The 11,039-nt window shown below is 42.6% G+C and carries 10 protein-coding genes and 1 tRNA gene; 4 read left to right on the top strand and 7 right to left on the bottom strand.

The features are described 5' to 3' along the window. Window positions 1–417: 417 nt before the first annotated feature. Entirely contained in the window at window positions 418–1,398 is a 981-nt protein-coding gene (locus J3U75_RS09715) for a bile acid:sodium symporter family protein (RefSeq protein ID WP_267391932.1), read from the bottom strand. Between the two features lie 294 nt (window positions 1,399–1,692). Next, window positions 1,693–3,288, bottom strand: coding sequence for an inorganic phosphate transporter (locus J3U75_RS09710; RefSeq protein ID WP_100156744.1), 1,596 nt, complete (start codon window positions 3,286–3,288; stop codon window positions 1,693–1,695). A 114-nt stretch (window positions 3,289–3,402) separates the two neighbouring features. Here J3U75_RS09710 and thiE point away from each other — a divergent pair, with 114 nt between their 5' ends. Further along, window positions 3,403–4,029 carry a thiamine phosphate synthase gene (gene thiE, locus J3U75_RS09705; RefSeq protein WP_267391931.1) on the top strand — a complete coding sequence of 209 codons (627 nt, stop codon included), beginning with the start codon at window positions 3,403–3,405 and terminating at the stop codon, window positions 4,027–4,029. A 156-nt stretch (window positions 4,030–4,185) separates the two neighbouring features. Further along, window positions 4,186–5,193, top strand: a complete 1,008-nt coding sequence (gene hemH, locus J3U75_RS09700; protein ID WP_267391930.1) for a ferrochelatase — start codon at window positions 4,186–4,188, stop codon at window positions 5,191–5,193. Window positions 5,194–5,252: 59 nt separating this feature from the next. Here the strand turns inward: hemH and yegQ are convergent, their stop codons facing one another. After that, window positions 5,253–6,620 (bottom strand): tRNA 5-hydroxyuridine modification protein YegQ, encoded by a 1,368-nt coding sequence (gene yegQ / locus J3U75_RS09695; RefSeq protein WP_267391929.1) that lies wholly within the window; start codon window positions 6,618–6,620, stop codon window positions 5,253–5,255. On the opposite strand from yegQ, the gene J3U75_RS09690 reads away from it, so the two are divergent. Together J3U75_RS09690 and recO are read left to right on the top strand one after the other, a co-directional pair. After that, a complete protein-coding gene (locus J3U75_RS09690) occupies window positions 6,619–6,792 on the top strand; it encodes a hypothetical protein (RefSeq protein ID WP_180295848.1) in 174 nt (57 codons plus the stop codon). The genes yegQ and J3U75_RS09690 overlap by 2 nt on opposite strands. Window positions 6,793–6,801: 9 nt before the next feature. Beyond that, window positions 6,802–7,536, top strand: a complete 735-nt coding sequence (gene recO / locus J3U75_RS09685; RefSeq protein ID WP_267391928.1) for a DNA repair protein RecO — start codon at window positions 6,802–6,804, stop codon at window positions 7,534–7,536. A gap of 249 nt (window positions 7,537–7,785) precedes the next feature. Here recO and J3U75_RS09680 read toward each other — a convergent pair. The 4 genes from J3U75_RS09680 to pheT all read right to left on the bottom strand — a co-directional run bounded on the left by J3U75_RS09680 (window position 7,786) and on the right by pheT (window position 10,968). Next, window positions 7,786–7,862 (bottom strand) — tRNA-Pro (locus J3U75_RS09680). A gap of 35 nt (window positions 7,863–7,897) precedes the next feature. After that, complete coding sequence (locus J3U75_RS09675; protein WP_100141267.1) at window positions 7,898–8,224, bottom strand: hypothetical protein; 327 nt, start codon at window positions 8,222–8,224, stop codon at window positions 7,898–7,900. Further along, entirely contained in the window at window positions 8,208–8,510 is a 303-nt protein-coding gene (locus J3U75_RS09670; RefSeq protein WP_100141266.1) for an integration host factor subunit alpha, read from the bottom strand. Before J3U75_RS09670 ends, J3U75_RS09675 begins: the two co-directional genes overlap by 17 nt. A gap of 100 nt (window positions 8,511–8,610) precedes the next feature. Continuing rightward, the gene (gene pheT / locus J3U75_RS09665; protein WP_100156748.1) at window positions 8,611–10,968 is read right to left on the bottom strand and encodes a phenylalanine--tRNA ligase subunit beta; all 2,358 of its coding nucleotides are present in this window, start codon (window positions 10,966–10,968) and stop codon (window positions 8,611–8,613) included. Window positions 10,969–11,039 lie beyond the last annotated feature (71 nt).

Genomic DNA, 11,039 nt, shown 5'->3' with positions numbered 1-11,039 from the left:
ATAAAACGGGCGTTTGGGGCAATATGTGGCAGTAAGTAGTGTTATGTGACAAGTATGTAATATTGCATATTACTGGCACCACAATAATTCATTATATCAATTATCTTGTGACAAATCTGCGTCACTTATTCCAACTTAAATTCCCTTAATTGTTTCGTCATTCTTTGAATTAAGCATTTTATATTTATCGCAACCATTAACTTGATGATAAATATACTGAATGTATTCTAATCACAGGCAAATAAATCACAAGTATTTATTATTAAAACAAAAATTTGTGCTAATAGTAAGCTTACTACTGAACCTAAAAGTTGTATTTGCATACATCTGAAAAACTATTACTCATTTGGTTCAGTTTTTCTAAAATAAAAAATATTTAAACCAATTATAATCTGTCGCAATAGTACTAGGTAACCGTTATGAAACTGGTTTATTTGTGCGAGCATAGCGTTGCGCCAGTACAGCGCAAATCATCAATTGTAGCTGGTGAAAAATCATCAATGGTAAGAGCATTATACCTACCATATTGGCAGGAAACAGAACGTTAGCCATAGGTACGCCATTGGCCAAGCTTTTTTTGGAGCCGCAAAACACAATTGTAATTTCATCGGCTCGTTTAAAACCTAGTAACCGTGCTACCAGTGTATTGATCGTAATTACCAGAAATAGAATCACTAGGCTCAGCATCACAATCATACCAATTGAACCCAGATTTACTTTGTGCCATAAGCCTTCAACCACTGCATCACTGAAAGCCACATACACAACCAGCAGAATGGAACTACGGTCTGTGCGGTTAATCCAGACTTTGTGCTGATGAATCCAATTGGCTAATAAAGGGCGTGCAAGGTGTCCGATTACAAAAGGTAGCATTAACTGCATCAAAATGGATTCTATCGCTGCTGCGGTATCAACGCTGTTGCCACTGGTTGGCATCATCAGTCCTACCAGAACAGGTGATAGAAAAACACCGAGGATACTTGAGGCAGAAGCACTGCAAACAGCAGCAGCCACATTTCCGCCAGCAACGGAGGTAAAGGCAATTGCGGATTGCACAGTGGCGGGTAGGGCGCATAAATATAGAAAGCCAAGATAAAGTTCGGGAGAAAGCCAGTTTGGTACCAGTATTCTTAGACATAGACCAATTAGCGGAAACAGGATAAATGTGCTGCAAAAGACCAATAGATGCAACCGCCAATGTTTGATTCCTTCAGTGACAGCCTGTCGAGACAGCTTGGCACCATGCATAAAAAAAAGTAGTGCAATAGCGATGGTAGTTAGATAGCTAAAAAAAGTTTTGACGCTGCCCTGACACGGAAGAATAGTAGCAGTACCGACAACCAATAGCATAGCCAGTAAAAACGGGTCTATATAGAATTTTTTAAGCAAATTGTTCATGGCAGCTCAGCATTTGCGTACGTAATTACAAAAGGCAATATTTTAACGAAAAGTCCTCTTCACAAACAGCTGCTAGCTGAGTTAAAAAGCATTAATCCGATTCCATAATTGCTTTTAATTACCTTTAAGACAATCACCAAATGTTCAAGGCAACCAATTTAGAAAGAGATTTAAAACTTATGATAGACAACATAATTGATAAAATAAATAAATTATCAACAATGGTTTAATTTTGATGTGGATGAACAAAAACGCCAGCCTGTATATGACTGGCGCGCTATATTATTGCTGAGGTCAGAAAAAAGAATTGAGTCCGAGAAATATCAAAACCGACAGAATTGCTGCAGAAGGAAGGGTAATAACCCAGGCAAGTGCTATTGGTTTCATCAGCTTCCAGTTGGCATTGTGGTTAACCAGTCCAATTCCAAGTACGGCACCGACTAAAATATGTGTACTGGATACCGGTAAGCCCATTAGCGTAGCCAGCATTACAATGGCTGCTGAAGATAGTTCGGCGGTAAATCCTGAAGCCGGATGCATTTTAGCAAGATTGGTGCCCACAGTTTGAATCACTTCTTTGCCGATAAACCAAAGGCCAACAATCAGGGCAACACCAAAAGTAATCATCACAGGTGCTGGAATCATGGCATTGGCATCCATAGCAATATCACCAGTTCTAATTATGTCCATAATGGCTGCAAACGGGCCTACTGCATTGGATATATCATTGGCTCCATGGCTGAAAGCAAAACCAGCAGCTGTAAATACTTGCATCCAACTGAACATTAAAAAAGTGGATTTGCTTAAATCTTTACGCTTCAGTGTTTTGGCATAAATAAATGTTGCCATCCAGATCAGGGCACCAATCATGATGATTAGCAAAAAATTGGTTACTACGGACAAGCCCAGATGCAGATTGGTTAATCCCTTGAATAACAGCATAGCTGTAATCATCATGCCACCGCAGGCAGAAATCAGAGGCACCCAGCTATGTAGAGCTTTAAACGCATCTATACTGTTTTTACGGCTTTCTATATCAGCTAGCTTTTTATAATAATCCGATTCTAGTTCATCTACGCTGTAGTCTGGATCACTATAATTTTCCGCATCGCGTGCAATGGCAGAAGAAATTTTGATTTTTTCTGTCTCACTCAGTTGTTCAAACCACGCTTTGTGCTTTTCCTTGTACGCTTTTTTTTCTTGTTTGATTTCTTTCAGAGCTATGTTCATACGCTCATTGTAATCAAGTACATGCTTTTTAATTTGGCTGAAAAGAATGAATGACAATGCTCCGCCAAGCACAGGAGAAATCACCCATGATAGACCGATTTCGCCCATTTTGTTCCACTGGATTAAATCTAGTGCACTGCTGTTACCGGTGACCAGATAGCCCAGACACAGTCCGGCACCAACCAGACCGCCAATCAGAGAGTGGGTAGTTGAAACCGGAAGTCCTTTTTTCGAAGCAATCAGTAACCAGATGGCTGCTGCCAGCAATGCAGCTAGCATTACATTTATACATTGTGACGGTGTCAAATGCATGGCACCAAGGTCTATAATACCGTGTCTGATGGTTTTAGTTACTTCGCCACCGGCAATGACGGCACCGGAAACTTCAAACACTGCAGCTATACCCAGAGCTTGTGGTATTGTAAGGGTGCCGGCACCTACGCTGGTGCCAAAAGAATTGGCTACATCATTGCCACCGATATTGAAAGCCATAAAGGCACCAAAGAGGGTAGCTACAATGAATAATAGCGGCGCATGATGATTGGTATAGCCTAGTCCCCAGTAAATGAAATAGGCAATGGTGCCAAGTAGCAATGCAGCAAAAGCGTAATTAACCCGTGTAATCAAGGGCGAACGTGCAAAAGATGTGTCTGCGGCCATAATGTATTTTAAAGTGGAAAATTCAGAGCCGGCACGTAAACAAGCTATCCGACGTGTGCCATGCTACGTAAAAAAGTGCCATTATAAAGATTTTTGTTTCAAAAGGAGTAAATTATGTTTACGAATCCGTTTTTACCCATTGCCGCTCCGCTTAAATTTTATGCAGTCGTTCCTTCTGCAGACTGGGTAGCCCGAATGGTGGATGCAGGCGCTAATACCGTGCAGCTACGCAATAAAAGCCAGATTGGTTCGTCATTGTACCGTGAAATTGAACGCAGTGTGGCCTATGCAAAGGATTCACCTACACAATTATTTATCAACGATTATTGGTGGGAAGCGGTAGATTGTGGTGCCTACGGTGTACATCTTGGACAGGAAGATTTGGAAAGTGCTGATTTGGTGATGATACAGAGTGCCGGTTTACGGTTAGGAGTGAGCACTCATTCTTCTGAAGAGCTTGCTCTTGCACTTTCAGTAAAGCCAAGCTATGTAGCCTGTGGGGCAATATTTCTTACCAAAACTAAGACCATGCCTACACAGCCTCAGGGATTGGATAAACTTAGACAATACGTGCTTCAGGCCGGAAGTACCCCGACGGTAGCCATCGGTGGCATCGATCTGAGTAATGCGCCTGATGTTCTGGCCACAGGTGTTAGTTCTCTGGCAGTAGTGCGAGCGGTAACAGATGCGGCTGAACCAGAAAAGGTGGTAAAAGCTTTTCAGGCTCTTTGGAAAGAATAAAGAGCGGTACAATTTTTGTCATTCTTACCCAATTGAAGAGAAAGATTATTCTGAATAAATTTAATCTGAAGCAGCATGAATAGTAGTAATAACGTAATCAGCTATACTTGTGAAGCTCAATCATAAACCTGCTTATCCTTTGCCGGCGCTCTTATTATGTCAAAACCATTTCTTAGCGAACCTGAAACATCTACCACAGACACAGGTGTATTACTGCTGAATCTTGGTACGCCCGAAGCACCAACACCTCAGGCTGTACGTCCCTATTTGCGAGAGTTTTTATCCGATCAGCGTGTGGTTGAGTTGCCACGATTTTTATGGCAGCTGCTATTACGTGGCATCATCCTGCCTTTAAGGTCAAGGAAAAGTGCTCATGCTTATCAATCCATTTGGCAAGACAATGGTTCTCCGCTTCTAATTGGTACACGGTCCCTCACTCAAGCATTGTCTAAAGCTTTACCTGAAAGTGTTGTTACCTGTTTTGCTATGACTTATGGTCAGCCAAGTGTGGTGGATGTGGTGCAGGAAATGAAGAAGCAAGGTGTAGCAAATCTGCTGGTAGTACCTTTGTATCCTCAATATGCAAGTTCAAGTAGTGGTGCGGCACTTGATCAGCTATGGCGAGCTTTACTTAAACAGCGCGTGCAGATGGCGGTACGAAGTATCACTAGTTTTTGTGCAGATACCAATTATATAAAGACCTTGGCAGCTCATATCCATACGCACTGGAAACAGCATGGACGCGGGGAATGTTTGTTGTTGAGTTTTCATGGTATTCCATTAGCTCAGCAACAGGCTGGTGATGTTTATGTTGAGCATTGCCGCACCACTACCCAGCATTTGGTTAGTGAGCTCGGATTGAAAGATAATGAATACCGACTGGCATTTCAGAGCCGGTTTGGTTACGCGCCATGGGTGGGTCCCAGTACTCAGGATTTATTCAACCAGCTACCACAGGCTGGAATAAAAAAACTTGATGTAGTATGTCCCGGATTTGTTACTGATTGTCTGGAAACACTAGAAGAGATTAATATTAGGGGTAAAGCTGATTTTCTGGCTCATGGGGGTGAACAATTTCATTATATTCCATGTATGAGCAGTGAAAATGAATGGGTAAAAATACTAATACCTTTAATCAATCAGAATCTGCAAGGCTGGCTGTAAGTTTCTGGTATCCAATAAAAAGCCATAGAATTTGATTCTATGGCTTTTTATTTATTTGTTTAAACTGCTTCGTTCTGCATCATAATTCGTGCGATCAAAGCCTTGTCTTTACCTTGCATTTGTGGAATTTTTACTTTGAAACCATTTCCAGCAGCCACTTCTATCGGATAACCTTTACGTGTCATTTGTTCTAGCCGAATAATTCGATTACCGCTGGGGTGAATAATTTCCAACTGATCACCCACACTGAATTTATTTTTCACCTCAATCGTTGCCCACCCATCAGCATCAATATCCGTTACCTTGCCAACGTATTGGCTTTGTTTGGATAAAGAATGTCCAGACAAATAATTTTGATATTCCTGAGTTTGATGACGTTCCAAAAATCCAGTGGTATATCCGCGATTTGCCAGTCCTTCAAGTTCGGCCAGCAGCGAGTAATCAAAAGGTTTTCCAGCAACTGCATCATCAATGGCACGCCGATATACTTGTGCGGCACGGGCTACATAATAAACCGATTTGGTGCGGCCTTCTACTTTCAGTGAATCCACACCGATCTCAGCTAGTTTCGCAACTTGCTCCACTGCACGTAAATCTTTGGAATTCATGATATAGGTACCGTGCTCATCTTCCATAATCGGCATCATATCACCGGGTCGATTAGCCTCTTCGATTAAATATACTTTATTAGCTAAGGGGTGGCGTTGTTGCTCATTCGGGCCCAACAGGTTCTCATCTGCCAGAGATTGAGCATGCTTGAAATCAAAATCGCGTAATAGCTGGGCGTCACCGCTGTCACTATCCGACGTGTTATGTACTTTATAATCCCAGCGGCAGGCATTAGTGCAGGTACCCTGATTGGGATCACGATGGTTAAAGTATCCAGATAGCAGACAGCGGCCGGAATAGGCGATGCATAAAGCACCGTGCACAAATACTTCTAGCTCAATATCTGGACATTGCTGCCGGATTTCAGCAATCTCATTGATACTTAGCTCACGTGATAAAATAATACGTTCAATACCAATGCTTTGCCAAAACTGTACACCCCAAGCATTAGTCGTATTGGCCTGTACGGACAGATGCACCGGTATTTCCGGCCATTTTTCGCGAACTTTCATAATCAGCCCAGGGTCGGCCATAATCAGTGCGTCTGGCTGCATGGCAATAATTGGTTCCATATCAGCCAGATACGTTTTCAGTTTGGCATTGTGTGGCAGAATATTACTGGCCAGAAAAAATTTCTTGCCACGAGCGTGTGCTTCAGAAATTCCCTGCTCCAGTACTGGAAGATGGGCAAATTCATTATTGCGTGCACGTAGAGAATAGCGTGGCGTACCCGCATAGACTGCATCTGCGCCGTAATCAAACGCAGCACGCATCCGTTCCAGACCGCCAGCAGGTAATAATAATTCCGGTGCTTTCATGAGTGTGCAAACTTTCCTGATAGTTTTGAATGCTTTCAGGCAGCCGGCTGAAAAAAACCGGCTGCCTGAAAGTAAAATATCTATTTTTAAAGGAATTATCCGCTTTTTGGCGAATATGGTCAATTGTCATGCCATATCGGGCTATAATAATCAGCAAATCTATCCGATGTAACAACTACTCATGTCTGATAATCGTATCAATCATCAACCAGCTTTTTTGCTTTCATCACGTCCGTGGAGTGAAAGCAGTCTTCAAATAGAAATATTTTCACGAGACTATGGCAGAGTGGTGATGCTGGCTCGCAGTGCACGACGGCGCCAAAGTGAACTGCGCGGCGTGTTGGTACCATTTGTACCTTTGCAGATTTCTTGGTATGGCAATAATGAACTGAAAACTCTTCATCGTGCAGAATGGGTAGGTGGGTGGCCTCAGCCACAAAATCAAGCTTTGTTCAGTGCAATGTATGTGAATGAGTTAGTTTTGAAACTTACAGCACGCGAGGATTCTTTACCATCTATCTATCATGCCATGTACGCCGTTTTGCAAAGTATCTGCGGTGGTGAGCATCTGGCAGCTTTACGTTATTTTGAGTGGAGCCTTCTGCATACTTTAGGTGTGGCTCCGGATATCTCGCAGGACAATCTAGAACAAGCAATTGTCTGTCATGAACGTTACTGGTTGCGTGCTGAGCACGCACCGGTATTATTGATGCAGGCACAGCAGCTATCTGCTCAAGAGAAAGGCATTGTGGTCCATGGACATACTCTTAATGCGCTAACCAACCAGTCTCTGGCATCACAGCCTGAATGGCATCAGGAAGCTCTTCGGCTGACTCGCATGCTACTTGATTTCCGTCTACCAGACGGTATCCTCAGTAGACAGATATTGAAACAGCTGCAGCAATTAACAGGTTAATAATCTTATTATTTAAGCATCTGATTGAATAAATTATTGCAGTTTATTGGACTAGTAACGGGCCTTTGAGAATTTGGAATGAATTGCTAGAATTTTAATAAGCAAAGAATTGGATTTTCTTTTTTAACATCTTTATTGATTCGAAAGCATATTATCTGAATTTTTATTTTGATACTGTGAGAATCTGATACTGATATTTACTCTATTTGTATAAAAAAATACAGCCCTTCTAGGCTGTATTTTTAATTTTGGTCGGAGTGAAAGGATTCGAACCTTCGACCCCTTGCACCCCATGCAAGTGCGCTACCAGACTGCGCCACACTCCGACTCTGTAAAGGAGGCGATTATAAAAGTAATCGTTTTACTTGGCAAGTACGCTATTCAGGTTGTCCATTATCTTCTCAATGTGCTGCCGTGTTTCTAGAGCATCAATGGCCGGATTACCTTCAGCATCCACCTGATTACGTGTAAATGGATCGATATAGGGAGTAAAGCTATCGCGCAATTGTCGAATTTTAATTACATCAGCACGGGTATAATGCTGGCCGCCATAGCCAATCACTACGCCGTGAATCTGCTGCCATGCAGTAAACTGCTCCTTACTAATGTCAGCAAGCTGGCACAGCTCTTCTAGGGTAAAGTACCGCTGTGCTGGAATGGGTAACAGTTGCTTAGGCTTGTTTTCCATTATAGTGATCAACCATGCCTTTCAATTTTTGTGATGCATGGAATGTTACCACGCGTCTAGCAGAAATAGGGACTTCTTCGCCGGTTTTGGGATTACGGCCAGGGCGCTGCGGTTTATCGCGCAGCTGGAAGTTACCAAAACCAGAGATTTTGATTTGTTCGCCTTGTTCTAGGGTACTGCGAATTTCTTCAAAAAACAATTCTACTATTTCTTTGGCATCGTGTTTGCTCATGCCGGCTACTTTTTCTACCAAAATATCTGCAAGTTCAGCTTTTGTCAGCGTCATATTAAAGTTTCTTTCATTAAAGAGGGCGATATTATCCACAAATTGATTTGTGTTATCAAGTAAGTAAAATTTTAATCGTTTAGGATGTCTGGGTAAAATTCTAAACGCGTAATTTTGCGTCAATTGTACCTGCTGTATCTATGAGTTTTGTTATTACTGAGTCTACTTCTTCATCGGTCAGTGTTTGCTCAGGGCTTTGCAGAATAATTTTTACAGCCAGACTTTTCATGTTTTCAGGGACACCTTTACCTCGATAAACGTCAAAAATAGCGATTTCCTGTATGGAAGAATGTTTAACACTGGTCAGAGTGTTAAGTAACTGTTCAGCAGTTATTTGCTCTGGGAGGATAAAAGCCAGATCACGTCGTACGGGCTGAAATTTGGATACTGGTTGGTAAGTAATTCTGTCTTGCGATAATACAGCACTTAGATTTAGCTCAAATAGAATCGGTGATTGAGGTAAATCGTATTTTTGTGTCCAGCGTGGATGCAGTTCTCCGATAACACCGACTACTTTATCAGCAATGATGATTTCTGCCGTTCTGCCCGGATGCAGTGCCGGATGTTCTGCTGCGCGATATTCAACAGTATCAGCACTGATTAAACCGGCAATATCGTTTTTGACATCATAGAAATCCACATTACGTGTGGTTGCGGCCCACTGTTCTGGCAGGGCAGAACCATAAGCAAGACCAGCAATTTTTTTGGTCTGGACATATGCTTCATTCTGTTTGTGAAACACGCGTGCCACTTCGAATAATCTTACCCGGTTTTGTTTACGGTTTAGATTATTGTGCAGAATTTCTATCAAGCCACCAAACAAGGTAGAGCGCATGACACTTAGCTGACTGGCAATCGGGTTTTGCAGGCGAATCGGATTAGTATTGCCGGCTAAATCTTGTTCCCATGCTTCTTCTACAAAGGCGTAGCTGACAACTTCCTGATAGCCGTTATTGGCAAGCTGGTGGTAGACACTGAATAATGGTTTCTGTGTTTCCGGCAGGGCTACCATGTTCAGTTTGCCATTGGTATGGTTGTCTGGAATATTGTCATATCCGAAAACGCGGCCGATTTCTTCAATAAGATCTGCTTCAATTTCAATATCAAAGCGAAAGCTGGGTGATGTAACCGTGAAACCGTCTTCGCATATTTGTGGATTCAGACCTAGATGTTGCAGAATAATTCCTATATTCTCTGCAGAAATATTTACTCCCAGTACTTTGGCTACTCTGTTGGTGCGTACTCGGACTTTTTTGGTGTCAGGCAGGTTTCCTGTTGCTTCAGTGATATTACCGATATCACCTCCGCAGATTTCTTGTATTAGGGCTGTGGCACGTTCGATGGCTTGTTGCTGTAAATTGAAATCCACACCTCGCTCAAAACGAAATGATGAGTCTGAACCAAAACCATACTGTCGAGCTTTGCCGGCAATGATGTCTGGAGTAAACCATGCACTTTCGATGACTACATTATGGGTATCGTTAGTAACTGAGCTTTCTATACCACCCATCAGCCCAGCAATGCTCAATACCTGTTTTTCATCAGCTACTACAAGTGTATTGCTGCAGAGGGTGACAGTTTTGTCATTAAGACAGGTAATAGTTTCACCATCATGAGCACGACGAATATTCAGCTTACCGGTAATTTTATCAGCATCAAACATGTGCATTGGCTGCCCAAGCTCTAGCATGACATAGTTGCCGATATCAACTAAAGCATTGATACTCCGCAATCCACTGCGTTCCAGTCGTTGTTTTAGCCATGCCGGTGTAGCTGATTGTGAATTAACGCCACGGATAACTCGGGTAAGAAAGCGGCCACAGTCTTGTGGTGCTTCGATGCTGGCTGGTTGGCTGGCTTCGATGTTTGCTTGGACAGGCACAATTTCAATCGGATGTAACTTAGACTGAGTTAATGCACCTACTTCACGTGCTATTCCTTTTATACTGAGGCAGTCTGCACGGTTAGGTGTGATTTTGAGGGTGAGCAGATGATCATCTAATTCCAGATAGTTGCGGATGTTTTCACCGATAGGTGCATCTGCAGGCAGAATCAGCAGACCATTAACTTCATCTGGCAGACCTAATTCTTTTGCTGAGCACAGCATTCCATTGGATACCTGACCGCGCATTTTGGTGGGTTTGATTTTAAAATCGCCTGGCAAAATGGCGCCTGGTAACGCGCAAGGTACTTTGATTCCTGGCTGTACATTGGGAGCACCACATACAATTTGTATCAGTTCGCCTGTGCCGGCATCTACTTGTGTGATATTGAGCCGGTCAGCATCAGGATGTTTAATGACTGATTTTACTTCAGCAATTACTACACCTGTGAAGGTGGGAGCAGCCAGTCTGGTTTCTTCTACTTCAAGTCCGGCCATGGTGAGTAAATGTGCCAGCTGGTCTGCTGACAGGTCTGGATTGACCCATGAATATAACCATTGTTGAGAAAATTGCATAATGCTTCCAGTATGTATTCTGTTGCAGTTTCATCCAAAAGTGTTGGGTTTGCTGGTCTGCAGTTGTTACA

It is taken from the genome of Snodgrassella sp. B3088, assembly GCF_026535815.1.
Classification (GTDB): domain Bacteria; phylum Pseudomonadota; class Gammaproteobacteria; order Burkholderiales; family Neisseriaceae; genus Snodgrassella; species Snodgrassella alvi_E.
This window is presented reverse-complemented; position numbering and strand designations above follow the sequence as displayed.

Coding starts and splice junctions, on each gene's coding strand:
- J3U75_RS09715 (WP_267391932.1), bottom strand. CDS start 1,398: ATGAACAATTTGCTTAAAAAATTCTATATAGACCCGTTTTTACTGGCT.
- J3U75_RS09710 (WP_100156744.1), bottom strand. CDS start 3,288: ATGGCCGCAGACACATCTTTTGCACGTTCGCCCTTGATTACACGGGTT.
- thiE (WP_267391931.1), top strand. CDS start 3,403: ATGTTTACGAATCCGTTTTTACCCATTGCCGCTCCGCTTAAATTTTAT.
- hemH (WP_267391930.1), top strand. CDS start 4,186: ATGTCAAAACCATTTCTTAGCGAACCTGAAACATCTACCACAGACACA.
- J3U75_RS09690 (WP_180295848.1), top strand. CDS start 6,619: ATGAGTGTGCAAACTTTCCTGATAGTTTTGAATGCTTTCAGGCAGCCG.
- yegQ (WP_267391929.1), bottom strand. CDS start 6,620: ATGAAAGCACCGGAATTATTATTACCTGCTGGCGGTCTGGAACGGATG.
- recO (WP_267391928.1), top strand. CDS start 6,802: ATGTCTGATAATCGTATCAATCATCAACCAGCTTTTTTGCTTTCATCA.
- J3U75_RS09675 (WP_100141267.1), bottom strand. CDS start 8,224: ATGGAAAACAAGCCTAAGCAACTGTTACCCATTCCAGCACAGCGGTAC.
- J3U75_RS09670 (WP_100141266.1), bottom strand. CDS start 8,510: ATGACGCTGACAAAAGCTGAACTTGCAGATATTTTGGTAGAAAAAGTA.
- pheT (WP_100156748.1), bottom strand. CDS start 10,968: ATGCAATTTTCTCAACAATGGTTATATTCATGGGTCAATCCAGACCTG.